General features: G+C 51.1%; 22 protein-coding genes and 1 other annotated feature (1 of these 23 running past the window's edge). Of the genes, 2 read left to right on the forward strand and 20 right to left on the reverse strand.

Going from position 1 to position 24,847, the window contains the following annotated elements:
• Positions 1-241, reverse strand: a binding site (T-box leader); it reaches 114 nt to the left of the window's first position.
• A 136-nt stretch (positions 242-377) separates the two neighbouring features.
• Positions 378-566, forward strand: a complete 189-nt coding sequence (locus NSQ22_RS13770) for a hypothetical protein (RefSeq protein ID WP_008881097.1) — start codon at positions 378-380, stop codon at positions 564-566.
• Here the strand turns inward: NSQ22_RS13770 and ysxE are convergent.
• The 8 genes from ysxE to hemA form a co-directional block, all read right to left on the reverse strand.
• The gene (gene ysxE, locus NSQ22_RS13775; protein WP_008881098.1) at positions 563-1,594 is read right to left on the reverse strand and encodes a spore coat protein YsxE; all 1,032 of its coding nucleotides are present in this window, start codon (positions 1,592-1,594) and stop codon (positions 563-565) included. The genes NSQ22_RS13770 and ysxE overlap by 4 nt on opposite strands.
• Positions 1,595-1,637: 43 nt before the next feature.
• Positions 1,638-2,702, reverse strand: coding sequence for a stage VI sporulation protein D (spoVID, locus tag NSQ22_RS13780; RefSeq protein ID WP_008881099.1), 1,065 nt, complete (start codon positions 2,700-2,702; stop codon positions 1,638-1,640).
• A 118-nt stretch (positions 2,703-2,820) separates the two neighbouring features.
• On the reverse strand, positions 2,821-4,110 hold the full coding sequence (hemL, locus tag NSQ22_RS13785) for a glutamate-1-semialdehyde 2,1-aminomutase (RefSeq protein ID WP_008881100.1): 1,290 nt from the start codon (positions 4,108-4,110) through the stop codon (positions 2,821-2,823).
• Between the two features lie 15 nt (positions 4,111-4,125).
• Positions 4,126-5,100, reverse strand: coding sequence for a porphobilinogen synthase (gene hemB / locus NSQ22_RS13790; RefSeq protein ID WP_011887919.1), 975 nt, complete (start codon positions 5,098-5,100; stop codon positions 4,126-4,128).
• Positions 5,101-5,871, reverse strand: a complete 771-nt coding sequence (locus NSQ22_RS13795; RefSeq protein WP_008881102.1) for a uroporphyrinogen-III synthase — start codon at positions 5,869-5,871, stop codon at positions 5,101-5,103.
• Positions 5,871-6,800: a hydroxymethylbilane synthase gene (hemC, locus tag NSQ22_RS13800; RefSeq protein ID WP_008881103.1), complete on the reverse strand. Its 930-nt coding sequence runs from the start codon at positions 6,798-6,800 to the stop codon at positions 5,871-5,873. Before hemC ends, NSQ22_RS13795 begins: the two co-directional genes overlap by 1 nt.
• A 15-nt stretch (positions 6,801-6,815) precedes the next feature.
• Positions 6,816-7,631, reverse strand: coding sequence for a cytochrome c biogenesis protein (locus NSQ22_RS13805; RefSeq protein WP_008881104.1), 816 nt, complete (start codon positions 7,629-7,631; stop codon positions 6,816-6,818).
• Between the two features lie 10 nt (positions 7,632-7,641).
• Positions 7,642-9,009, reverse strand: a complete 1,368-nt coding sequence (hemA, locus tag NSQ22_RS13810) for a glutamyl-tRNA reductase (protein ID WP_011887920.1) — start codon at positions 9,007-9,009, stop codon at positions 7,642-7,644.
• 164 nt (positions 9,010-9,173) lie between these two features.
• On the opposite strand from hemA, the gene NSQ22_RS13815 reads away from it, so the two are divergent.
• A complete protein-coding gene (locus NSQ22_RS13815) occupies positions 9,174-9,659 on the forward strand; it encodes a hypothetical protein (RefSeq protein ID WP_008881106.1) in 486 nt (161 codons plus the stop codon).
• Positions 9,660-9,732: 73 nt separating this feature from the next.
• On the opposite strand, the gene yihA is transcribed toward NSQ22_RS13815, so the two are convergent.
• From yihA to ilvC, 12 genes are all read right to left on the reverse strand, one after another.
• Complete coding sequence (gene yihA, locus NSQ22_RS13820) at positions 9,733-10,320, reverse strand: ribosome biogenesis GTP-binding protein YihA/YsxC (protein WP_008881107.1); 588 nt, start codon at positions 10,318-10,320, stop codon at positions 9,733-9,735.
• The gene (gene lon / locus NSQ22_RS13825) at positions 10,317-12,659 is read right to left on the reverse strand and encodes an endopeptidase La (protein WP_011887921.1); all 2,343 of its coding nucleotides are present in this window, start codon (positions 12,657-12,659) and stop codon (positions 10,317-10,319) included. The genes yihA and lon overlap by 4 nt, the downstream gene beginning before the upstream one ends.
• A gap of 112 nt (positions 12,660-12,771) precedes the next feature.
• Positions 12,772-12,915, reverse strand: coding sequence for a hypothetical protein (locus NSQ22_RS13830; protein ID WP_158083257.1), 144 nt, complete (start codon positions 12,913-12,915; stop codon positions 12,772-12,774).
• 13 nt (positions 12,916-12,928) lie between these two features.
• A complete protein-coding gene (gene lonB / locus NSQ22_RS13835) occupies positions 12,929-14,605 on the reverse strand; it encodes an ATP-dependent protease LonB (protein WP_008881109.1) in 1,677 nt (558 codons plus the stop codon).
• A gap of 140 nt (positions 14,606-14,745) precedes the next feature.
• On the reverse strand, positions 14,746-16,011 hold the full coding sequence (gene clpX / locus NSQ22_RS13840; protein WP_011887922.1) for an ATP-dependent protease ATP-binding subunit ClpX: 1,266 nt from the start codon (positions 16,009-16,011) through the stop codon (positions 14,746-14,748).
• Positions 16,012-16,240: 229 nt separating this feature from the next.
• Positions 16,241-17,527: a trigger factor gene (gene tig / locus NSQ22_RS13845; RefSeq protein WP_008881112.1), complete on the reverse strand. Its 1,287-nt coding sequence runs from the start codon at positions 17,525-17,527 to the stop codon at positions 16,241-16,243.
• 165 nt (positions 17,528-17,692) lie between these two features.
• Positions 17,693-18,676 carry a tetratricopeptide repeat protein gene (locus tag NSQ22_RS13850; RefSeq protein WP_081156939.1) on the reverse strand — a complete coding sequence of 328 codons (984 nt, stop codon included), beginning with the start codon at positions 18,674-18,676 and terminating at the stop codon, positions 17,693-17,695.
• 354 nt (positions 18,677-19,030) lie between these two features.
• Positions 19,031-19,624 carry a 3-isopropylmalate dehydratase small subunit gene (gene leuD / locus NSQ22_RS13855; protein ID WP_008881114.1) on the reverse strand — a complete coding sequence of 198 codons (594 nt, stop codon included), beginning with the start codon at positions 19,622-19,624 and terminating at the stop codon, positions 19,031-19,033.
• Positions 19,625-19,712: 88 nt separating this feature from the next.
• A complete protein-coding gene (gene leuC / locus NSQ22_RS13860) occupies positions 19,713-21,128 on the reverse strand; it encodes a 3-isopropylmalate dehydratase large subunit (RefSeq protein WP_008881115.1) in 1,416 nt (471 codons plus the stop codon).
• Between the two features lie 19 nt (positions 21,129-21,147).
• A complete protein-coding gene (leuB, locus tag NSQ22_RS13865; protein WP_008881116.1) occupies positions 21,148-22,263 on the reverse strand; it encodes a 3-isopropylmalate dehydrogenase in 1,116 nt (371 codons plus the stop codon).
• 16 nt (positions 22,264-22,279) lie between these two features.
• Positions 22,280-23,827 (reverse strand): 2-isopropylmalate synthase, encoded by a 1,548-nt coding sequence (locus NSQ22_RS13870; RefSeq protein ID WP_008881117.1) that lies wholly within the window; start codon positions 23,825-23,827, stop codon positions 22,280-22,282.
• Positions 23,814-24,839 (reverse strand): ketol-acid reductoisomerase, encoded by a 1,026-nt coding sequence (gene ilvC, locus NSQ22_RS13875; protein WP_011887925.1) that lies wholly within the window; start codon positions 24,837-24,839, stop codon positions 23,814-23,816. Before ilvC ends, NSQ22_RS13870 begins: the two co-directional genes overlap by 14 nt.
• Between the last annotated feature and the right edge of the window lie 8 nt (positions 24,840-24,847).

Genomic DNA, 24,847 nt, shown 5'->3' on the forward strand with positions numbered 1-24,847 from the left:
AAGGTTTCTCGACTTGCGTCTTTCAACGACATTCTCCTTTCAATCACCCGTCTCCTAGAGGCTTAAGCACTTCATTAGCATAACGGCATCAAGCCGGCTTCCCCTACTCAGCGGTTTCGCCTTTCAACGAAGCAGCTCAAGGGCGACCTTCCAACAGTCGACATCCTAGGAAATCTCGCAGCTTATGATTTCCCTCTCTGCAGGAGCGAACTGTTGTACTCCTCCCCGTCTTCGCTTTTTTCATCATTATTCGATTATTATACTACCATTGTCCATCATCTTTGCCAAGTTTTTATTTATTTATTCCAATTGCCTTAGGTGACAAATAATGGACCTTTTCATATTGTATAGTAAACCGGAGAAGGAGGGAAGTGCCGATGCGGCGATTTAACCCATATTCATGGCCGCCGTGGCTGAGGCAAGTGCGCGCCGTCTGCGCCCAAGTGATCATTCCGCTCACTATTTTTCAAGCCATTCGCACCATTTTTTTGCCAACGACGTTCGATGTCATTTTATTAGCCATCTTTGTTTTGATTGCTGTGGCGCTCCATTTGGAATGGATTTAACCGCTGTCGTCCCCTTGTTCTGGCTCTTCATGCTTGATCGCCTCTTCTTGCTGCCGCGCAGCGTCGCGTTGGACAAGATGCATCACAATCGCTTCCATGTTTTTGAAGGCAAAATAGCAGCGTTGCAAGGCGGCAACATATTTCCGCTCGTTCCGTTCCTTTCTCGGCGCAGCTTCATATTGTTCAAGGCAGCGGACAAACCCGCGCGGTTCGGCTAAATGGCTGTATAAAAATGCCCGTTCCCCGGCGGATAATGGGAGTTCCTTTTCGTATTCATCCATCCCCCTCATCCACTCCTGTCCAAGCGGCGGAAGCGTTTGGACATGAACGCGAAGTGCAGCGATCAAATCATATACTGGCGAATTCCAGTGCGCTCGCTCCCAGCTGATCCAATACGGTGCTACGTAATGAGAAAGACGCGCTTTTCCGTGCACCCAAGCAACTCGCCATTGTTTCGTTTCTTGGAGTGCCTCCTCCCAAGCGGTCAGCTGGTCCTCAGCAAACAAATAAGCGCGCATCACCTCATGAAAATACGTACAGCACTGCAGCTGAAACGGTGACATGTACCAGGCAGTTTCATACTGCTCGATCCGCTCTTCCCAAACCGTCCGCTCCCGCTGCCATTCCTCTTTTTTTTGTTTTCGATAAGCGGCGACCTCTTCCTCGCTCACTTCGACGGTGCGAACGGTAGCGCGATGGAGACGAGACAGTCCGTGAAAAAAGGCACGCACTGTTTCCTCCCTTGCTCTCGCTTCTCCATCCTGCCATGCGTGTAAATAATAAAGGCGGCCCCCCTCCGCCGCAAACAGCGACCGATGCCTCGTCCAATAAACCGGAGGGCAATGGCGGCCATAATAGTGAAGCGACTGCCAAATGGCGGCCGCCTCCTGCTCGCCGTCGAGCATTTTTAAGGCAAAAATACCGCGATCAGTGTACACTTTCGCCGCTTTGCCCCGCTGTTCGATGCGCTGTGGTTGAAGCCCATACTGATGAAGTACGGCGCGGTACGTTTCAGACCGTATGGCCATTGTTACGCCCCCTCACCGGCAAAAGAAACGGAAAGCGTTCCTTTCACGAGAAAGGACGGCTTCCCGCCAAGGCCGGAATATATAACAGCTGCCCTTCATGCACGTCCTCCGCGCTTTCCAAATCGTTGGCGCGCAAAAGTTGGGAGATCGTCACATCATACCGTTCAGCAATCTTGTCCAACGAATCTCCTTGTTGGACGATGCAAATTTTGACGGTTGTAAACTCTTCCGCTCCACTTTTGGCAAACAGCTTCGTTAAGTAAAGGGCGTTTTCACTTTTCACTTCCGTTTGTTGTTCTTCCTCGTCCTCTTCATCCATCGCTTTTTTGGCTGCGCCAATCGATACTTTCGCCTCCGTTGGCGGCGACAGATTATCAAGTTCCTCTTCTGCTTCCGCACTGACAGCTTTCGTTTCCGTCTCAATTGGCAAAAATGGCTCTTTTACGTCCTCTTTTTGATCAGACGGCGTTTCTTCATGGCGCACAGCCGCCAGTTCAAGCTCGGAAGACGGCGTTTCACTGACTGCAGCAATAGGCTGTTCGTTCACCTCATTAGCGGGGCGATCTTCCGATGCGAATGCTTCATCGTCGGTTGCCTCTTTGCGGGCGATTGACTCAAATGGGGTAAACAGCGGCTCCTCATCTTCGTCATCATCCGGTAAGTCATCGACGAGCGGCGCCTCACTAATCCCGCTGATCGAAATGTCTGCAGTCACAAGCAGCCTTCCGTTGTCACCTAAATCATAGTCGAATGATTCGACTGTCACGTATACATCGTCAAGTTCGCGAATACGGTTTTTCGGAATCGTAATATCAATTGGAAAACGGTGCAACAGTTCGCTAATGCCGTCTTCACGCACCGAAATGTGTTGAATGAATCGATAGCTTGCCGATTCAAACGTATCATCATCCACGTCCCTCTGCGGCGATTCGTCCGCTTGACGGAATTCTCCGCTTAACTCGAGCGCGCCGCGAATCGTAATATATTGGTCGTACTCGTCGACGGAAATGACCGGATCAAGAGAGATGGACAAAAACTCGGCGACTTCCTGTCCGCTTTTAAACCAGACTGATTCTTCCAATGAAAAACGCAAATACGATTGCTCCAACCGGGCTTCCTCCTTCCGTCCCCTCGACAAATAGTTTCTATGACATTATCCATTGTATGAACGGAAAAGAGGCGGTATGATAAAAAAATCGGGCTGCCCATACAGCAGCCCGATGGATTTAGCCGCGCAGACGAGCAAATACCCGCTCGGCAGCGGCGATCGTATATTCAATGTCTTCATCGCTATGAGCAGTCGACAAAAACAGCCCTTCAAATTGTGACGGCGGCAAGAAAATGCCTTCGTTCGCCATCTCCCGGTAATAGGCGGCAAACAGTTCCAAATCCGACGTTTTTGCCGTCTCGTAATTGATGACCGGCTCGTTCGTAAAGAAAAAGCCAATCATCGATCCAGCGCGGTTGATGGTATGCGGAATCTCATATTTTTCGGCAGCTTGATGCAGCCCTTCTTCAAGGCGCGCTGCCTTCCGACGAAACTCTTTATACGTTTCCGGTGTCAGTTGGCGAAGCGTTTCATAACCGGCTGTCATGGCAAGCGGGTTGCCGGACAACGTACCGGCCTGATACACCGGCCCGCTCGGTGCAACTTGCTCCATAATTTCTGCTTTACCGCCATACGCTCCAACCGGCAGGCCGCCGCCGATCACTTTGCCGAGGCACGTCAAATCCGGTTCAACGCCGTAATACCCTTGTGCACAATGGTAATCGACACGGAATCCGGTCATCACCTCGTCAAAAATCAATAGAGCGCCGTATTGTTTTGTCACGTCGCGCAGCCCTTCCAAAAAGCCAGGGACTGGCGGAACAACGCCCATATTGCCGGCTACCGGCTCGACAATCACCGCCGCAATGTCTTCACCAAACCGCTCAAATGCATAGCGCACGCTGTCCAAATCATTGTACGGAACGGTGATGGTATGCTGAGCGACTGATTGCGGTACGCCTGGACTATCCGGTAAGCCGAGCGTCGCCACACCGGAGCCAGCTTTAATAAGCAACGAATCACCATGACCATGGTAGCTGCCTTCAAACTTGATGATTTTGTTGCGCTTCGTGTAGCCACGCGCCAAACGGAGGGCGCTCATCGTTGCTTCCGTTCCGGAGTTGACCATTCGTACGATCTCGACGGAAGGCACCCGCTCGATCACGAGTTTGGCCAACTCGTTCTCAAGCAACGTCGGAGCGCCGAAGCTCGTCCCTTGTTCGGCTACCCGTTTTAACGCTTCAACAACTTGTGGATCGGCATGCCCTAAAATGAGCGGTCCCCATGACAACACATAATCGATATATTCGTTGCCGTCAATATCGTAAATTTTCGCACCTTGGCCGCGCGCCATAAAAATCGGCGTCATCCCGACCGATTTGAAGGCGCGAACCGGGCTGTTTACCCCACCTGGCATTAATGTCACTGCTTCTTCATAAGCCGCTTTCGACCGTTCATAACTTCGCACGATTCCGCCCCCTCTCTATTCAGCCAGCCAGCGAGCAACATCTTTCGCAAAATATGTGATGATTAAATCAGCGCCGGCTCGCTTCATTCCTGTCAGCATTTCCATCACAACTGATTTTTCGTCAATCCAACCGTTTTGCGCTGCCGCTTTCACCATCGAATACTCACCGCTCACGTTATAGGCAACAAGCGGAAGCGGAAACCGGTTTTTGATGTCGCGAATAATGTCCATATAGGCAAGCGCCGGTTTGACCATTAAGAAATCAGCGCCTTCTTTTATATCGGATTCTGCCTCGCGAAACGCCTCAAGACGATTGGCCGGATCCATTTGGTACGTTTTCCGGTCGCCAAATTGCGGTGCGCTGTCCGCTGCATCGCGGAACGGGCCGTAAAATGCCGAGGCGTACTTAATTGCATAGGACATGATCGGCACGTTCTCAAACCCCGCTTCATCAAGCCCATGGCGAATGGCGGCGACAAACCCGTCCATCATGTTCGACGGTGCGATGATGTCGGCACCAGCTTGCGCTTGGCTCACTGCCGTTTTGACGAGCAACTCGAGCGACGGGTCGTTGAGTACTTGCTCATTTTCGACGACGCCGCAATGACCATGGCTCGTATATTCGCATAAACATGTATCGGCAATGACGACCATCTCCGAACGTTCAGCCTTGATTTGCCGGATTGCTCGCTGGACGATCCCAGTTTCGCAATACGCCTGCGAACCGACTTCATCTTTTTCGTCCGGCACACCAAACACCATGACCGCCCGGATGCCAAGCTTCGCGATTTCATCGATTTCTTCCGTTAGACGATCAAGCGATAAATGGTATACCCCAGGCATCGATGGCACTTCGCGGCGAATGCCGCTTCCTTCGACGACAAACAGCGGATAAATAAGATCATCAACGCGAAGATGCGTCTCGCGTACCATCGCCCGAATGGCGGCTGTTTGCCGCAGGCGACGATGGCGGTCAAATGACAATGACATTTATCGTCCCTCCGTGGAAAAATATTGTTCCATCGCTTTCATTATACCATCAGCCGTGTAATCAGCTGGACAAATATGTACTGCTATGCCTTCCTGCTCGGCTGCCTTTTTTGTCACCGGTCCGATGCAGGCGACGGTGACTCCGGAGAGAAGCTCGTTCGCTTCTCCGCCAAGAAGACGGGCAAGGCTGCGGACTGCTGATGGGCTCATCAAAGTGAGTACATCCAACTTCCGTTCGCGCAGCAGTGTCAACAACTGCTCTTCTCCGCTCGTATCCGGCATGGTGCGATACACAATAAACTCATCAACTGTTGCCCCAGCCTCTCTTAACGCCTCAGGCAGCGTCGGGCTCGCCAAGTCCCCCTTGACAAACAGCACCCGTTCGCCCTGTTTCAAGCGCGGTGCAAGCATGGCAGCGAGCCGTTCAGCGGTGAAATCATCCGGCACGAGCACCGGTGAAACACCGTACTCAGCGAGGGCAGCTGCCGTCTTCCGTCCGACGACAGCGATATTCGGCAACGGCCGCGACAACGAAACGTGCGGAAAAAAGAAGCGAATGGCGTTCGCGCTCGTCAAGACGAGCCATCGGTATTCCTCAAGCCGTTCGGCGAGCGCGGCAATCGCTTCCGGTGTCGCCGCTGGCCGGATAGCTATGAGTGGGATTTCGATCGGCACCGCACCAGCGTCGCGCAGCTTGGCGGAAAACGATGCCGCCTGCTCCTTGTCACGGGTTACAAGCACTGTCTTGCCAGCCAGCGCACGATTGGTCATTAGTTGCCCAGCTCCTTTTTTACGCGCTCGATCAGCTCTTTGGCCCCTTGCTCACTCAGGAGGGCAGCTGCCTGTCGGCCGACCTCTTCCGGATCAGCGCCAATGACGATTTCTTTGTATTTCTCTTTGCCGTCTGGGGAGGCAACAAGCGCAGTAAGATGCACCATTCCCTCCTTCACTTCCGCATAGCCGGCAATCGGCACTTGGCATCCACCTTCCATCTGCTGCAAAAAGGCGCGCTCCGCCCGAACTGCTCGTTCCGTCTGTTCATCATTCAGACGGCTCAGCCACTCGCGCAACTCCACATCATCTTCACGGCATTCGACAGCAAGCGCTCCTTGGCCAACCGCCGGGACGCACACATCCGGCGACAAATATTCGCTGATCACGTCATCGCTCCAGCCCATACGCGCCAAGCCGGCAGCCGCCAGCACGATGGCGTCATAATCTTCGTTTTTCAGCTTCGCCAGCCTTGTGTCAATGTTGCCGCGGATCCATTTGATCGTCACATCCGGCCGATAGGCGAGCAACTGTGCCGAGCGGCGCAGACTGCTCGTACCGATGACCGCCCCGCTTGGCAAATCGGAAAGCGACAGATTCCCCTTGCTGACGAGCACATCACGCACATCCTCACGCCGCGGAACCGAGCCGATCACCAATCCGCTCGGCAGTACTGCCGGCATGTCTTTCATACTGTGGACGGCCATATCGATGCCGCCGGTCAGCATTTCATGCTCAATTTCTTTCACAAACAGCCCTTTGCCTCCTACTTTGGAGAGCGTGACATCGAGCACGCGATCTCCTTTCGTGACGATTTCTTTTACCTCAAACGTAAACGGCGCCCCGAGCCGCTTCAATTCGTTAATGACCCAGTTCGTCTGAGTCAAAGCAAGCTTGCTGCGCCGCGAGCCAACGACGATGTTTCGCATTTCGCTCCTCCTCAATTACGCATACCAAAAATGGAATTCTGACAAACTGCCAAACAAGAAAAAGTTGATAAGCAAAAATAAAAATGAACCGATATTCCATAGCGCGATCGTCTTCCCTTGCACCTGTCGGACGATCCGTTTGTAAAAATAGACGCCATAAACGAGAAGAACGACAAATGATCCAAGCACTTTCGCGTCATACCAATGGAAATAATCGATTTGAATATACGCCCAAATCATACCGAGAATAAGCCCTAATAACAACATAGGCAAACCGAGCAAATTTAAAACATACGACGAAAAATCGAGCTTCGACAAATCAGCCATCCGCCAAAGACGAGCGTTCCACTTTTTCTTTTTCAACAGACTGTATTGCAACATGTAAAGCACCGAGAAAAGAAATGACAGTGTAAACGCTGCATATGCCCCGAAGGAAAGGGTAATATGGATGACCAGCAGTTCGGAGACAAGCCGTTTGGCGACAGCCGGCGATTGCGAGGACGGCACGAACGTATGAATGGCCAAAATAAAAAAAGCGAGTACGTTCGTAAAAAAGACGATAAAATCAACACGCAACAGCCGGTTGATGACAAGCGACAGCGTGATAAGCAGCCAGGCGTAAAAATAAAGCCCTTCCGACATCGTTAAAATCGGAAAGCGCTTTGTTTCCATGATGCGGAAGGCGAATGTCAATGTTTGCAACAGCCAAACGACAGAAAGCAACCAGAAGGCGGTTTCATTCGCCTTCCGGTTTTGCTGCAAAAAATCGATAAAATAGAAAAGAATCGAAGCAATGTAGAGCAAAATAGACAGTTCATACAACGCCACCATCTATCCCACCTTACAGCTGCCATGATGGGCGGGCGGCGCGAACCGCTTCCGCTTGCTGTTCATCCCTCAACTGCACTTCTGCTCGCTGCGCGCTCCGTTGCTCTGCTTTGACTGCATCTTCGATATTAAAAATTTTCATAAACAGCTGAAGCGCTTCGTCAGCGTTCGGACCAGCGGCAAGTTCCTTCACCTGCAAAATCGGGTCGCGGAGCAGCTGGTTAATAATGCTTTTCGTATGTTTGTTCAACACTTTCCGATCGCGCTCCGACAAATGCGGCAACTTTCGCTCCAAGCTTTTCATCGTTTCCGCCTGAATGGCGAGCGCTTTTTCCCGCAGCGCCGCGATGACTGGCACAACGCCGAGCGTCTGCAACCATTGGCCAAACGCCACTAGCTCCCCTTCAATCATCTCCTCAATGAGGGCGGCAGCTTTTTGCCGTTCCGCCAAATTCGCTGCGACGACGTCTTGCAAGTCATCAATGTCGTACAAAAAGACCGTCTCTAGTTCAGCGAGCGCCGGGTCTAAATCGCGCGGCACGGCAATATCGACCATAAACAACGGGCGGCCTTTACGCATTTTCTCAAGCGGAGCCATCTCCTCTTTCGTTAACATGTAGCCTTTCGCTCCCGTCGAGCTGATGACGATATCCGCTTCAAGCAGTGCACATGACAATTCGCCAAGCGACTTCGCCTCACCGTCAAACTGCGCCGCGAGCTGCTTCGCTTTTTCAAGCGTCCGGTTGACGACGGTCACTTTACCGACACCGTTGCCGTACAAGTTTTGCGCCGCCAACGTCCCCATTTTGCCGGCACCGATAATCAAAACATGCTTGCCGTTGAGATGGCCGAAAATTTTCTTCGCCAACTCGACAGCTGCATAACTGACCGACACGGCATGCGCACCGATCCCGGTTTCCGAATGGGCGCGTTTGGCAAACGTCACTGCCTGTTTAAACAGGTGGTTCAAAATCGTGCCGCTCGTTCCAATCTCTTGAGCGAGCAAATAGCTCCCTTTCACTTGTCCTAAAATTTGCGTTTCTCCAAGCACCATGGAGTCAAGGCCGGCTGCTACGCGGAACAAATGCCCCGCGGCCGCTTCCCCTTCGAGCACGCGCAAATACGGGGCGATCGCCTCCGCTTCGATGTCAAACCATTCGGCTAAAAATGCTTTTATATAGTAACGGCCGGTATGCAGTTGATCGACGACCGCGTAAATTTCCGTCCGATTGCATGTGGAAACGATGACGTTTTCGAGGATGCTTTTTTGCTTGGCGAGCTGTTTCATCGCCTCGCCGAGCTCTGCCTCACCAAACGCCAACTTTTCACGAATTTCTACAGGGGCAGTTTTATAATTGACGCCAACTACGATGATCTGCACGGTGCAATCCCCCCTTCTTAGCCCAATCCCTTCCACTATTATACCATAAACGTCTATCATTCCGATTTGAAAAAATTGTGAACATCCCTCACGAGCTATGTTAAACTGTATACAGTGAACATTCTATCATAAACATGTCTAAATGGGAAACGGGGGGCACGATCGTGAAAAACAGAGCTGCTTTCTCCGGCATATTGTTCATCGGCCTCGGATTATATTTTCTTGCCGGACAGTTAGCCATTCCATTGCTCCGCTTCCTTCAAGGATGGCCGGCTTTGCTCGCCATTTGCGGCGCCGCCTTGCTTGGGCAGGCGTATTCGGCGCGCGAGTACCATTATGTTTTCCCGGGCTTTCTTTTGCTCGGCTTCGGTGTTGAGCTTTTGCTTGCCAGTGCCTTTCCGTCTTGGCCCCATGGCACAAACATCTTTTTTTTCATCATTGCACTCTCTTTTTTCGCCAGCAGTCGCAAGCAAAAAAGCGGAGCCGGCTTCGGCGCATTTTTTTTGCTTCTTGCTATTGTGCTGTCGTTTTCCGACCGCGGCCAGCCGCTGTTCCATCTCGTCCAAACCGGCCTTTCTTCCATCTGGAAGTTTTGGCCGCTCGGACTCATCGCCATCGGCATTTACGTATTATGGGCCAAACGGAGGTAGTTGGAGGTGAACAAAAGGTGTCTCGAAGGATCGAGACACCTTTTTCATCACCAAATATGAGAACACTTTTTTATCACTCGGTCAAAAACGGCAAGAGCGCCGCCCACGCTTCCTCTTTTCCTTGCCCGGTCTCGGAGGAAAACAAAATGAGGGAGTCACCGGCTGCCAGACGCAACGTTTCGCGTGCGATTTTCGCATGCTTTTGCTGCTTGCCACGCGGGACTTTATCCGCTTTCGTCGCAATGACGATCACAGGAATCTCGTAATGTTTGAAAAACTCATACATCATGACATCGTCTTTGGTTGGCGGGTGGCGCAAATCGACAAGCAACAGCGCCGCTTTGAGCGTCTCGCGCGTCGTGAAATACGTCTCCATCATTTTTCCCCATTTTTGCCGCTCCTGCTTCGACACGCGGGCAAAACCATAGCCAGGCACGTCTACAAAGTAAAACGAATCGTTAATCAAATAAAAGTTCAACGTCTGCGTTTTCCCTGGCTTTGATGAGGTGCGCGCCAAGTTCTTCCGATTGATCATTTTGTTGATAAATGACGATTTGCCGACGTTTGAGCGACCAGCAAGCGCCACTTCCGGCCGCCCACTATCCGGATATTGCTCGGGTTTGACAGCACTGATGACGAGCTCTGCTTTTGTGATGTTCATCGTTCCCACCCCACCAACGCATGTGGCAGCACCTCATCGAGATGGGAGACGAGCACAAAGCGCAAGTCGCGCTTTACTGTATCCGGAATGTCGGCCAAATCTTTTTCATTATCTTTCGGTAAAATGACCGTTTTCAGTCCGGCGCGGTGGGCGCTTAGCGTTTTCTCTTTTAAGCCGCCGATCGGGAGCACACGGCCACGCAGCGTAATTTCCCCGGTCATACCGACAAACCGGCTGACCGGCTTACCTGTTAAAGCGGAAATGAGCGCAGTCGCGATCGTAATACCAGCAGACGGTCCGTCTTTTGGCACCGCTCCTTCTGGAACGTGAATATGGATATCGTACGTTTCATGAAATTTCGGGTCAATGCCGAGCTCCTCGGCGCGTGAACGCACATAGCTGAACGCTGCTTGTGCCGACTCTTTCATTACATCTCCGAGTTTTCCGGTCAAGACAAGTTTGCCGTTGCCTTTCGCAAGCGACACTTCGATGGCGAGCGTATCACCGCCAAACGCGGTATACGCAAGACCGGTGGCTACCCCAATTTGATCTTCTGCCTCCGCCTGACCATAGCGGTATTTTCGTTTCCCTAAAAATTCTTCGATATTATTTTGTGTAACCACAACCCGCTTTTTCTCCCCAGAGACGATGAGGCGAGCCGCTTTCCGGCAAATGGCGGCAAGTTGCCGTTCAAGCTCCCGAACGCCGGCTTCGCGCGTATAATGACGGATGATATCCAACATCGCATCATCCCGAACCTGGAGCGCTGCCTTTTTCAGTCCATGCTCCGCCAGCTGCTTCGGCAGCAAATGCCGTTTGGCGATATGCAGCTTTTCGACCTCTGTATAGCCTGGAATGTGAATGATTTCCATCCGGTCCAACAACGGCTGCGGAATCGTCGCCAAATTGTTAGCGGTAGCGATAAACATTACTTTCGATAAATCGTACGGCTCTTCGATATAATGATCGCTGAACGTATGGTTTTGTTCCGGATCGAGCACCTCAAGCATAGCCGCGGATGGGTCGCCACGGAAATCGCTTGACATTTTGTCGATCTCATCAAGCAAAAAGACCGGATTGATCGTGCCTGCTTTTTTCATGCCTTGAATGATGCGACCCGGCATCGCTCCAACGTACGTGCGACGATGGCCGCGAATTTCCGATTCGTCGCGCACGCCGCCAAGCGACATGCGAACGAAACGACGGCCGAGTGCTTTGGCAATCGAGCGGGCAAGCGATGTTTTTCCGACCCCCGGCGGTCCGGCAAGGCAAAGAATCGGTCCTTTTAACGATTGGGTCAACTGCTGCACGGACAAAAATTCAAGCACCCGCTCTTTCACCTTATCAAGCCCGTAATGCTCCTCGTTTAAAATCGTTTCCGCGCGTTTAATATCGTGGATGTCTTTCGTTTCTTTTGACCATGGCAAAGCAATGAGCCAGTCTAAGTAGTTGCGGATGACCGCACTTTCCGCTGATGTTGCCGGAATTTTTTCATAGCGGTCGAGCTCCTTGAGGGCCGTCTCTTTCACATGTTCTGGCATGCCGGCTGCCTCGATTTTCTCTTTGAGCGCCTCGACTTCACCCGTTTTTCCTTCCTTTTCACCGAGCTCTTTTTGAATGGCTTTCATTTGCTCGCGCAAATAATACTCTTTTTGCGTCCGCTCCATTGACTGTTTGACGCGAGCGCTAATTTTTTTCTCGAGCTGGAGCACTTCTTTCTCGTTGTGCAAAATTTGAATAATTTTATTCAGCCGTTCTTTCACATCGATCGTTTCTAAAATACGCTGTTTTTCTTCGAGCTTAAGCGGCAAATGCGAAGCGATAATATCGGCCATCCGCCCCGGCTCATCAATGTCGACAATCGAGGCATAAATGTCCGCCGACAGCCGCTTGGATAAATTTATGTATTGCTCAAAATATTCGAGCATCGTCCGCTTGAGCGCCTCATCTTCCAAGTCTTTCGATGCCCGATCAGCGAATTTTTCCACCTTGACGGAAAAATACGGCTCCTCGCTGACGACTTCGGTGATGAGCGCCCGGGCAATGCCTTCGACAAGCACACGGAACGTGCCGTTCGGCAATTTCAACAACTGCTTAACGCGCGCAATCGTCCCCATTTTATATAAGTCGTCCATGTCCGGTTCGTCGATGGCGACATCTTTTTGCGATGTCAGCAAAATGATATGGTCCTCGACCATCGCCTGTTCGAGTGCTTTCACCGATTTCTCGCGCCCGACGTCCAAATGGAGTACCATCGTCGGAAACACAAGCAACCCCCGCAGCGGCAAAAGCGGAACGATCGTCTCCTTTTTCTTTCCGTTCACGCCGAACACCTCCATATCTCGCTTCTATTCGTTTATTGTATAGTACGACAGCCAGATTTGTAAAATTTGATGAATACCAAAGAGAACAGCATCTTATTTGCAGACAAAGAAAAATCGACTCCGGCGATCATCCGCTTGCGCCGAAGCCGTACACTGACAACTGGTAAAACCGTTGATCTGTCTCATAGTCGGCCGCACAATGCAGCGAGCCGTACACGAAACGGTATATTCCACAGCGGCAAAAACGGGCGGCTGCGCTCCTCTTTGCCATCGCTCCCCCTTTGTTACACGAGCTTTTTCCCTGAACGATCGGCGGCAGCAGCCGGCAAAAATGCAGTGCCTCGACGGAGTGTTTCTTCACCGAACACGTGGATGAGCGCTTCTTCAAGGCGGCGGACAGCGATAATTTGAATACCGCTCACTTCCCGCAACAGCGATTGCATGTTTTCAATCGGAATAATGACTTTTTTCGCTCCGGCTTGCTTGGCCGCTTTAATTTTAGCAAACACGCCACCGACCGGTTTGACGTAGCCGTGGATGCTAATTTCTCCAGTCATTGCGACGGTATGATCGACCGGCAGCTGATAAATGGCCGAATAAATCCCAACCGCGATCGCCACCCCGGCTGAAGGACCGTCGACTGGCACACCGCCTGGAAAATTGACGTGAATATCGTAACGGTCCGCCGGTACCCCCATCGCACGAAGCACGGTAATCACGTTTTCCGCCGAGCCGCGCGCCATACTTTTGCGGCGCACCGATTTTTCCGGACTACCAATGCTTTCTTCCTCGACAATGCCGGTCACATTGATTGATCCTTTTCCTTTCGCTGGCAAGGCAGTCACTTCAATTTCGAGAAGCGCGCCGGTGTTCGGTCCGTATACCGCCAGCCCATTGACAACACCGACTGCCGGAGCGGATCCAATTTTCTTTTCATAGCGCGGAGCCATTTGGCTTGAGTGAATGACCCATTCAATATCTTTATCCAAAATTTTCTCCCGGTTTTCCGTAATGGCAAGCCCGGCCGCAATTTGCATCATGTTCACCGCTTCCCGACCGTTGCGCGCATAAGCGGCAAGGAGACGAATGCCGCTTTCGGAAACATTCAAGCGGATTTTTTCCGCTGCTTTTTTGGCGATCAAGGCGATTTCGTCTTGATCCAATTCGCGGAAAAACACTTCTAAACAACGGGAACGAATGGCCGGAGGAATCTCGTTTGGCGTTCGTGTCGTTGCACCGACAAGGCGAAAATCGGCCGGCAGCCCGTTTTGGAAAATGTCATGGATATGGCTTGGAATTTGTGGGTTTTCTTTGCTGTAATAGGCGCTTTCAAAAAACACTTTCCGATCCTCAAGCACTTTGAGCAGCTTGTTCATTTGGATGGGATGGAGTTCGCCAATTTCATCAATAAACAAAACGCCGCCATGAGCGTTCGTCACCGCCCCTTGTTTCGGCTGGGGGATACCGGCTTGTCCCATCGCCCCGGCCCCTTGGTAAATCGGGTCATGCACCGAGCCAATGAGCGGATCGGCGATGCCGCGCTCGTCAAAGCGCGCCGTCGTCGCATCGAGCTCAACAAATACAGCATTTTTCTTAAACGGGGAGAGCGGATTTTTCTTCGCTTCTTCAAGTACCAACCGGGCTGCGGCTGTTTTGCCGACGCCAGGTGGTCCATAAATGATGACATGTTGCGGGTTCGGCCCGCACAGTGCTGCTTTCAATGCCTTGATGCCGTCTTCCTGACCTACGATATCGTCAAAACTTTTCGGGCGTACTTTTTCGGCAAGCGGCTCAGTGAGTGAAATAGAGCGCAGCTTGCGGAGCTGCTCCATCTCTTTGCGCGATTCTTTATCAATCGATACTTTTTGCACACGCTGTCCTTTTAACAAATTCCAAAAATAAAGGCCGATGACGACCCCAAAAAACAACTGAATTACAAGCACGATATTCGTCCAATTCATGCCCCGATATCCTCCTGCCTTCAAGTAGTATGTAGTATAATAGTATCTCCGCGAATTGGCGGGAATAAACAAAAAAAGCGCCGACTGGCGCCTAGGGCATGCAACAAAAAAGAAACCGCCGTAAAAGGCGGTTTCCCTCATTAAGCGGACGTTTTCCGTTCGTGCTCGACCACCGTGCCGTCATGGCGAATGAGTTTCGGTGGTTTTTTGCCGCACACGGTATCGACAGTAATGATACATTTTTGCACATCTTCGCGCGACGGAAGCTCAAACATGACATCGAGCATAATGCCTTCGATGATCGAACGGAGACCGCGCGCTCCCGTTTTCCGTTCAATTGCTTTTTTCGCGATTTCACGGAGTGCGGCTTCTTCAAACTCAAGCTCAACGCCGTCAAGCTCGAGCATTTTTTTGTATTGCTTCACAATGGCGTTTTTCGGCTTCGTCAAAATATCAATCAACGCTTGTTCATCGAGCGGTTCAAGCGTAGTAATGACCGGCAGGCGGCCGATGAACTCCGGAATGAGACCAAACTTGAGCAAGTCTTCCGGCAACACTTTCGACAGCAAGTTTTTCTCATCAACGTCAGCTTGGTTCATTTCAGCACCAAACCCGATCACTTTTTTGCCGAGGCGGCGCTTGATGATCGGCTCAATTCCGTCAAACGCCCCGCCGCAAATAAACAAAATGTTCGTCGTATCAATTTGAATAAACTCTTGATGCGGATGTTTGCGGCCACCCTGCGGCGGAACGCTGGCGATCGTGCCTTCCAAAATTTTCAACAGGGCCTGCTGCACCCCTTCACCCGAAACATCGCGGGTAATGGAAGGGTTTTCCGACTTGCGGGCAATTTTATCGATTTCGTCGATGTAAATAATGCCTTTTTCTGCCCGTTCGACGTCGTAGTCAGCCGCTTGAATAAGCTTCAGCAAAATGTTTTCGACGTCCTCGCCAACATAGCCCGCTTCCGTGAGCGATGTCGCATCAGCAATGGCAAACGGTACGTTTAAAATGCGTGCCAATGTTTGCGCCAAGAGCGTTTTCCCGCTTCCAGTCGGCCCGATCATCAAAATGTTGCTTTTCGACAGCTCTACATCGTCAATTTTGCTGCCGGAGTTAATCCGTTTATAATGATTATAAACGGCAACGGCAAGCGATTTTTTCGCCTCGTCCTGGCCGATGACGTATTCATCTAGAATTTCACGGATTTCCACCGGCTTTGGCACATCTTTAAACTCGAACTCTTCCTCATTGCCAAGCTCTTCTTCGACGATCTCCGTGCATAGCTCGATGCACTCATCGCAAATGTACACACCCGGCCCAGCGACCAACTTGCGCACTTGGTCTTGTGTTTTGCCACAAAACGAACATTTCAACTGCCCTTTTTCATCGTTAAATTTAAACATGTTATTCACCCCTTGTTAACGGAATCACGCCTGCGTTATGTATCGTGTGTCGCCATCCTTCGTTGCAAAAACGTATGTATTCGCTATTTTACCATAAGTGTTCCCGAAAAAGCGAATGAAAAAACTAAAATGTGTTAGAAAAGTTTGAAAACTCATCCTCCAATCGCCATTGATGAGATAAAGAACAAGGCACGAACGTTTCGCGCCTTGTTCCTTCCCTACTTCAGTATTATGCCGCAACCGTGCTGTGCTCTACAAGAAAATCGACCGTTTTTCGCCATTTTAAATCTTCTTTGACGCCGTCGAGGTTGCCGATCAGCTCTTTTAACTTGTCAACGCTCAAGTTGTAGGATGCGGCCATTTTTTCAAGCTCTTCATTCACTTCTTCGTCAGTCACGTCGATATTTTCTGCTTTGGCGATCGCTTCAAGCGTCAGTGCTGCGCGCACCCGCTTTTCAGCATCTTCTTTCATTTGTTCACGCAACGCTGCTTCGTCCTGGCCGGAGAATTGATAGTACAACTGCAAGTTCATTCCTTGCATTTGCAGACGTTGGTCAAATTCGCGAAGCATCCGGTCAGTCTCATTTTGCACCATGACAGCCGGAATATCGATTTCCGCGTTGGCCGCTGCTTTCTCAACAACTGCGTTGCGAACGGCCGCTTCTGCCTCGTTCTTCTTCGCTTCTTCTAAACGAGTGCGGATTTTCGACTTCAGTTCGTCAAGCGTTTCGACTTCTTCATCGACATCTTTTGCGAATTCATCGTCAAGCGCCGGCAGTTGTTTCGCTTTCACTTCGTGTACTTTCACTTTGAACGTCGCCGGTTTGCCCGCCAGTTGTTCAGCATGATACTCTTCCGGGAAGGTGACTTGAATTTCTTTTTCTTCTCCCGCTTTCATGCCGACAAGCTGATCTTCAAACCCAGGAATGAACGTTCCGGAGCCGATTTCGAGCGAATAGTTTTCTGCTTTGCCACCTTCAAACGGTTCACCGTCGACAAATCCTTCAAAGTCGATGACGGCCGTATCACCGTTTTCCACTGTCCCCTCTTCTTTGACGACCAGTTCAGCATAGTTTTCTTGCAGGCGCTTCAGCTCATTTTCGACATCTTCATCCGTTACCGTCGTATCGATTTTTTCAACCTCAAGTCCTTTGTATTGACCGAGTTTTACTTCCGGTTTAACAGTGACTTTCGCTTTAAAAATTAAGCTTTTGCCTTTTTCCATTTGCTCAATGTCGATTTCCGGCATCGATACCGGCTCAATGCCTGCTTCTTCGACCGCTTTCGCATACGCTTCCGGCAGCAAAATGTCGAGCGCATCTTGATAGAGCGCTTCAACGCCAAAGCGTTTTTCAAACAAGACGCGCGGTACTTTCCCTTTACGGAAGCCCGGAAGCGAGACGTTTTTCACCACTTTTTTGAATGCGGCGTCCAAGCCTTTGTTCACTTGTTCAGCGTCGACCTCAACGGTCAATACGCCTTCGTTGCCTTCAAGCTTTTCCCATTTGACTGACATACTGTTCCCTCCACCTAAAATCATTGCTAGGATCATGGCGCAATCTGCTTGTCCATTATCCTTTTATTATGTCCATATTATGTAGCCAAGTATGCGAAAACAGATACATAGCACAGCCATTATATTATAACATACAAAAGCTATGTTTCAATACAGAACCATCCATCAGAGGTAGGAAAGTTTCTCTATTTCGTTCAACTTTTTGCAAAGCTTCGCCATCTCCTCCACCGCTACACCGTAGCGGGCAGCCAACATACTCATATCAGCGTCCATACCTTGAAGCCGGCTTGCCATCCAATGAAGGGCAGCAAGCCATACGTCGGCATCGGCCGGCTCTGGCGGGAACGGATACAAGATGTACGCATAGCGAAGCCATATTTCCGCCGCCGTTTCATACAAGCTCGGGCTCTCCACCGTAAGTCGCTGCTCAAGCAGGCGCAACAGCGTTGAAGCGAATTCCGTTTCCGCCTGTTCGTTTAATGCAGATGGGACGACATCGATACGCTGGCCAAACTTCTCAACCGTCACTGTCTCATCAATCTGTTTCACCGTCAGAAGCCGAAGCAACATCGTTTTTGCTATCGGGCTTTTTTTCGGTTCACTTAAATATTGACTCAACAGTGACAGTACTGGAGCGATATCTTCTTTTTCCAGCTGTTTAATGAGCTGCATTTGCTCGGCGATATCCTCCGATTCAAGCAACCGTTTCACCCGCTTCCATTCCGCGGGCGGCAATGGGCGGACGTTCATTTTTTCACTGAATCGGAGCAGCTGGCGAAGCTGTTCACGCAATGAAACTGGCAGTGTCTGGCGACGCAAAGCGGAGCGGATGAACGTTTCCGCCTCCCGATATCGGTTCGTCTGTAACAGCAGGGCAACATACATTTGCAACAGTTCGCCATTGTTCGGTTGTTCATCAAGCAATGCGGCCAGGCGCCATTCCGCCTCATCGTAATCTCCCAGCTCGTAGCAGCAAACCGCAAGCCCGAGCCGGATCGGAAAGCTGCCGTCACCAAGCTGTTCGGCGGCACGCAAAAAACGGAGTGCTTCCTTGTACTGCTTCGCCTCGAGTGCTGTGAACGCCGCTTCGATCAGCCGTTCTTTCGTTTGTGGAAACATAATGATTTTTCCTTTTTTTCCGTTCCCCATCTTTGCCTGCTCCTATTTGCATTTACCACAAGTGTAGCAAGTTTTCCCTGGCGAAACAAGCCGCAGCAACATCATGACAGCCCACTCATCCCTCTACTGTTTGGTCAAAAACGGGGACTGACTGAAAGGGACGACTGTCTTCAAAAGAGGGAAGCTATAGCCTAAAAAACTGACAAAAACCATTACTCCTTCCATCCATCATTTTTCTCTCTCAATGAGCGAAACGCCTTTTTTGCTCCGTCACCAGCTCTAAAAGAACGATTCAGCGCATGTATACAGTGATGAAAAAGGGTGTCCCTTTTCTTTTAGGACACCCTCAGTTCGCCTTACATTGCCGTTCCGAACGCCAAGCGCTTACGGCCGCGGACAATGTTTTTGCTCGTAGGCAGCAATATGCGATTCGTATACAAACGTTAAATCAATTTCGTCCCAGCCTTTTAAGAGCAACTTCTTCCGGTACGGGTCGATGTCAAACGGGCGTGAAAACCCTTCGTCATCAAACACCCGCTGTTCTTCAAGCGAAACGGTCAGCTCGTAGTCAGCACGCTCGCTCTGTTGTAATAAATAGCGGACATCTTCCTGATCAAGCCGAATGGGCAGCAGTCCGTTTTTTAAGCAGTTATTGTAAAAGATATCGGCAAATGAAGGAGCAATGATCGCACGAAATCCATAATCCTGAAGCGCCCACGGGGCATGTTCGCGCGATGAACCACAGCCAAAATTGTCACCGGCGACCAAAATCGTTGCCCCTTCATTTTCCGGACGGTTGAGCTCAAACTCCGGATTCGGCGTACCATCGCTTAAATAGCGCCAGTCGTAAAACAGAAATTGGCCAAATCCGGTACGCTCGATCCGTTTTAAAAACTGTTTCGGAATGATTTGGTCGGTATCGATGTTCACCCGGTCGATGCCAGCAGTTTTTCCGCGGTGAATCGTAAACGGCTTCATCGTCTCTCCCCTTCCATCAGATGTATCAGTCACCGTTCCAAAAGCGGATGGCCCTAAGGTGGGATGCTGCGGATTCAAGAAGCATCCCTTACCGGACCGGTTCAGCTTCGAGCTGACGCACATCGACAAAGCGGCCGTAAATGGCAGCGGCAGCAGCCATCGCCGGGCTGACAAGATGGGTGCGCGCTCCTTTTCCTTGACGCCCTTCAAAGTTGCGGTTCGACGTCGACGCACAATGCTCGCCTTCCGGAATGATGTCCGGGTTCATGCCCAAACAGGCGCTGCAGCCAGCATCGCGCCATTCAAAGCCGGCATCAAGGAAAATTTGCGCGAGTCCTTCTTCTTCAGCCTGTTTTTTTACTTGCTGCGACCCGGGTACAACAAGCGCTCTGACACCAGGAGCTACTTTTTGGCCCTTGACGATTTTCGCCGCTTCGCGCAAATCGCTGATGCGTGAGTTCGTACAGGAACCGATAAATACATGCTGCACCGGAATTTCGGTAATCGACATGCCCGGCTTCAGCCCCATATACTCAAGCGCCCGGCGCACCGCGTTTCGCTCTGTTTCGCTTTCAAACTGTTCCGGGTCGGGCACCGTTCCATCAACCGATGTGCTCATCGATGGGTTCGTGCCCCACGTTACCATCGGGGCAATGGTTGAGGCGTCAATTTCGATCGTTTTGTCATACTCGGCCCCTTCGTCGCTGGCAAGCGCACGCCACCGTTCAACCGCTTGGTCAAACTCCTCTCCTTTTGGTGCATATTTGCGTCCTCGCAAATAGGCAAATGTCGTTTCATCCGGACTGATGAGGCCGGCGCGCGCCCCGGCTTCGATCGACATGTTGCAAATCGTCATCCGCTCTTCCATCGACATCCGACGGATCGCCTCACCGGTAAACTCGATAATATAACCGGTGCCGACGCCGACGCCGTAGCGGCCAATGATAGCCAAAATGACGTCTTTCGCCGTCACTCCTTTGCCGAGCTGGCCGTTGATGCGGATTTGCAACGTTTTCGGTTTATGCTGCCAAAGCGTTTGTGTCGCCAATACGTGCTCGACTTCACTTGTTCCGATGCCAAACGCCAAGGCGCCAAACGCTCCGTGCGTCGATGTATGACTGTCGCCGCAGACGATCGTTTTTCCTGGCTGAGTCAAGCCAAGTTCCGGACCAATCACATGAACGATTCCTTGTTCTTCGCTGTGCAAGTCAGCAAGCGGGATGCCAAACTCGCGGCAGTTGCGCTCAAGCGCAGCGATTTGGTTGCGTGCCACTTCATCAGTAATGACAAACCGGTTGACAGTCGGCACGTTATGGTCCATCGTCGCAAACGTCAAATCCGGACGCCGAACTTTGCGCCCGTTTTGGCGCAGCCCTTCAAATGCCTGCGGCGATGTCACTTCATGCACTAAATGCAAATCGATATACAGCAAATCCGGCTTTCCTTCTTCTCGATAAACGACATGGTTTTCCCATATTTTCTCGATGATCGTTTTTGGTTTCATTGCCTTCACCTCGCTCGTCTCATGCATAAACGGTCATGATTTGCGCGATCGCTGTATAGTCCAGTACAGCTGTTTTGATTTCCTCGATCATTTCATCTGTCGATACGACACGACCGTTGCTTTGCGCTAGATCAGCCGTTCGCAAGCCCGCAGTGAGCGCCTGCTGCACCGCATGCTCGATCGCTTCCGCCTCGGCGGTGAGCCCAAACGACAGGCGAAGCATCATGGCAGCCGACAAAATAGCAGCAATCGGATTCGCCTTTCGCATGCCAGCGATATCGGGCGCCGAACCGTGCACCGGCTCATACAAGCTCGGTCCGGAAGCCGACAAGCTAGCTGATGGCAACATCCCGAGCGAGCCGGACAACATCGATGCTTCATCGCTTAAAATGTCGCCAAACATATTTTCAGTGACGATCACGTCAAACTGCTTAGGCGCGCGGATCAGTTGCATCGCTGCATTGTCGACCAGCATATGTTCAAGCTCTACATCCGGGAATTGTTTAGCCACCTCTTCGGCCACTTCCCGCCATAAACGGCTTGAGGAGAGCACGTTCGCCTTATCGACCGATGTCACTTTTTTCTTCCGCCCACGTGCCAGCGTAAACGCCATGCGCACAATCCGTTCAATCTCTTCCTTTTTATATAAGAGTGTGTCAACGGCTTTTTCTTCCCCATTTTCAACAACGCGGCCGCTCGGTTGGCCGAAGTAAATGCCGCCGGTCAATTCACGAACGATGATAAAATCTACCCCTTGCACGAGATCGGATTTTAACGGCGAAGCGGAATCCAAACTGTCATAGCAGACGACCGGCCGCAAGTTCGCGTACAGCCCAAGCTGTTGACGGATAGCAAGCAACCCTTTTTCCGGGCGCAAGTGCGGAGGATTTTGGTCCCACTTCGGACCGCCGACCGCCCCAAGCAAGACAGCATCGCTTTGTTGGCAAAGGCGAAGCGTTTCTTCTGGAAGCGGCGTCCCTACTTCATCGATCGCCGCTCCGCCAATCAACCCGTATTCGAATGTAAACTCGTGGCCAAACCGGATTCCGACCGCTTTTAATACTTCCACCGCTCCAGACGTCACTTCTTTGCCGATACCATCTCCCGGCAAGACGGCAATCCGATAGTTTCCCATGCTCGATCCCCCCGTTTTATGGTGTTGTCACTTTTTCGTTTTCAGCACGCATCGCTTCGATCATAAACATGCGGTTCATCGCGTTAATGTACGCTTTAGCTGAAGCTTCCAACACATCTTGCGCCGTTCCGCGGCCGCTCGTTTCCACATCGTTGACGCGCACTTTGACAAACACTTGTGCTAGCGCATCACGGCCGCCTCCGACCGATTCAATCCGGTAATCTAACAGCGTCACCGCCGTTTGGAAACAGCGCTCCAATGTGTTGTACAACGCCTCGACGCTGCCAGCTCCAGTCGCTGCTTCTTGAATGGTGTTTCCTTTCCCATCTTTCAGTACAACAACTGCTGTCGGGATTTGATTTGTCCCGTATTGCACTTGAATCGATGACAATTGGTAGAAGTCTTTGAAATGGTCGAACTTCTCTTCGAAAATTAAAGCGATCAAATCGTCGTCCGTAACATCTTTCTTTTTGTCTGCCAACTCTTTAAAGCGGACGAACAGCTGGTTGATCTCTTCCTCTGATAGCGTATAGCCGAGCTCTTCGACCCGGTTGCGGAGCGCATGGCGCCCGGAATGTTTGCCAAGTACCATCGAATTCGACGACACACCGACGAGCTCTGGCGAGATGATTTCATACGTCGTTTTTTCTTTTAAAACGCCGTCTTGATGGATGCCTGATTCGTGAGCAAAAGCATTTTTGCCGACAACTGCTTTGTTCGGCGGAACGACCATGCCGGTCAGCTTGCTGACTAGATTGCTCGTGCGCTTAATTTCTTGCAAATTGAGACGCGTTTCCACTTGGTAATAGTCTTTGCGAATGTGAAGGGCGACGGCAATCTCCTCAAGCGCCGCGTTGCCGGCCCGCTCACCGATGCCGTTGATCGTGCATTCAACTTGCGTCGCCCCATGTTCGATGGCCGACAGTGAGTTGATGACCGCCATGCCTAAGTCGTCATGACAATGGGCGGACAAAGAAATGTTTTCAATATTCGGAACATTATTTCGTAAATAGAGGAAGATCTCCCCATACTCTTTTGGTGTAATATAGCCGACCGTATCCGGGATATTGATCACTGAAGCGCCGGCCTTGATCACTTCGGTCACGATTTTGGCTAAAAACGGAAGCTCGCTCCGACATGCATCTTCTGCCGACCATTGAACGATCGGGAAGAAGCGTTTGGCATATTTCACCGCTTCCACCGCCGCTTCAATCACTTGCTCCGGAGTCATCCGCAACTTGTGCACCATATGGATCGGCGAAGTGGCGATGAACAGATGCAACCGCGGTTCAGCGCCGCCTTTTAATGCCTCCCACGCTGCGTCAATATCACTTCGGACCGAGCGCGACAGCCCGGTGACCGAACATGTTCTCACCGTCTCAGCGATTTGTTTGACTGCTTCAAAATCGCCTTTGGACGAGGCGGGGAAGCCCGCCTCGATAATGTCGACTTGCAGACGCTCGAGCTGGCGGGCGATCTCCAATTTTTCTTGCAAGTTCAAGTTGACACCAGCCGATTGTTCCCCGTCGCGCAAGGTCGTATCAAAAAACTTAATTTTTCGCACCTGGCACCACCACCTCTTTTTGTTTTGCCTTCACAAACGGCATCATGCTCCGCAATTCGCGTCCGACGACCTCGATCAAATGCTCATTTTCGCGCTGGTTGATGGCGTTGAATTCTGGACGATTCGCCTGATTTTCTAAAATCCAGCCTTTTGCAAATTTGCCGGTTTGAATGTCATGCAAGATGTTTTTCATTTCTGCTTTTACTGCTTCGTTAATGACACGCGGTCCGGATGTAAAGTCACCCCATTGTGCCGTATCAGAAATCGAGTAGCGCATCCACGACAGTCCGCCCTCATAAAGGAGATCGACGATGAGCTTCATCTCATGCAAACATTCGAAATACGCGACTTCCGGCTGATATCCAGCTTCAACAAGCGTTTCAAATCCGGCTTTAATGAGTGCCGTCAATCCGCCGCAAAGTACCGCCTGTTCGCCGAATAAGTCAGTTTCTGTTTCTTCTTTGAACGTTGTCTCAAGCACTCCAGCCCGAGCGGCACCGATCGCTTTGGCATAGGCGAGCGCCGTTTCCTTGGCATGGCCGGTCACATCTTGGTAGACGGCGATGAGTGCTGGTACGCCCGCCCCTTCGACGTATGTGCGACGCACGAGGTGGCCTGGGCCTTTTGGTGCGACTAAAAAGACGTCAACGTGCTCCGGCGGGACGATTTGGCTGAAATGAATATTAAAGCCATGGGCGAAGACAAGCGCGTTGCCCGGTTTCAGTTCTGGTTCAATTTCTTCCTTGTAAACAGCAGGCTGCTTTTCATCTGGCAGCAGCACCATCACGATATCAGCTTTTTTCGACGCTTCACGCACCGAATATACATCAAAGCCGTCTTGTTCCGCTTGTTCCCATGATCTGCCTTTCCGCAATCCGATAATGACGTGAACACCGCTGTCACGCAAATTTTGCGCATGGGCATGGCCTTGCGAACCATAGCCGATGATAGCAACTGTTTTTCCTTGCAAGTATTGTTCGTTTGCATCTCCGTTATAGTAAACTTTTGCCATGATTACCC

This window comes from Geobacillus sp. FSL K6-3411 (assembly GCF_037965715.1).
In the GTDB taxonomy this organism is placed as follows: Bacteria; Bacillota; Bacilli; order Bacillales; family Anoxybacillaceae; genus Geobacillus; species Geobacillus thermodenitrificans.

Excerpts from the sequence above, each read along its gene's own strand:
- leuC (WP_008881115.1), bottom strand. The coding sequence starts at position 21,128 with ATGAAACCAAAAACGATCATCGAGAAAATATGGGAAAACCATGTCGTT.
- lonB (WP_008881109.1), bottom strand. The coding sequence starts at position 14,605 with ATGAATTGGACGAATATCGTGCTTGTAATTCAGTTGTTTTTTGGGGTC.
- NSQ22_RS13850 (WP_081156939.1), bottom strand. The coding sequence starts at position 18,676 with ATGGGGAACGGAAAAAAAGGAAAAATCATTATGTTTCCACAAACGAAA.
- ysxE (WP_008881098.1), bottom strand. The coding sequence starts at position 1,594 with ATGGCCATACGGTCTGAAACGTACCGCGCCGTACTTCATCAGTATGGG.
- lon (WP_011887921.1), bottom strand. The coding sequence starts at position 12,659 with ATGGAGGTGTTCGGCGTGAACGGAAAGAAAAAGGAGACGATCGTTCCG.
- hemC (WP_008881103.1), bottom strand. The coding sequence starts at position 6,800 with ATGCGAAACATCGTCGTTGGCTCGCGGCGCAGCAAGCTTGCTTTGACT.
- NSQ22_RS13795 (WP_008881102.1), bottom strand. The coding sequence starts at position 5,871 with ATGACCAATCGTGCGCTGGCTGGCAAGACAGTGCTTGTAACCCGTGAC.
- yihA (WP_008881107.1), bottom strand. The coding sequence starts at position 10,320 with ATGAACATCACAAAAGCAGAGCTCGTCATCAGTGCTGTCAAACCCGAG.
- NSQ22_RS13770 (WP_008881097.1), top strand. The coding sequence starts at position 378 with ATGCGGCGATTTAACCCATATTCATGGCCGCCGTGGCTGAGGCAAGTG.
- NSQ22_RS13805 (WP_008881104.1), bottom strand. The coding sequence starts at position 7,631 with ATGGTGGCGTTGTATGAACTGTCTATTTTGCTCTACATTGCTTCGATT.
- leuB (WP_008881116.1), bottom strand. The coding sequence starts at position 22,263 with ATGGGAAACTATCGGATTGCCGTCTTGCCGGGAGATGGTATCGGCAAA.
- ilvC (WP_011887925.1), bottom strand. The coding sequence starts at position 24,839 with ATGGCAAAAGTTTACTATAACGGAGATGCAAACGAACAATACTTGCAA.
- hemB (WP_011887919.1), bottom strand. The coding sequence starts at position 5,100 with ATGTCATTGTCATTTGACCGCCATCGTCGCCTGCGGCAAACAGCCGCC.
- NSQ22_RS13830 (WP_158083257.1), bottom strand. The coding sequence starts at position 12,915 with ATGGCAAAGAGGAGCGCAGCCGCCCGTTTTTGCCGCTGTGGAATATAC.
- clpX (WP_011887922.1), bottom strand. The coding sequence starts at position 16,011 with ATGTTTAAATTTAACGATGAAAAAGGGCAGTTGAAATGTTCGTTTTGT.
- leuD (WP_008881114.1), bottom strand. The coding sequence starts at position 19,624 with ATGAAGCCGTTTACGATTCACCGCGGAAAAACTGCTGGCATCGACCGG.
- tig (WP_008881112.1), bottom strand. The coding sequence starts at position 17,527 with ATGTCAGTCAAATGGGAAAAGCTTGAAGGCAACGAAGGCGTATTGACC.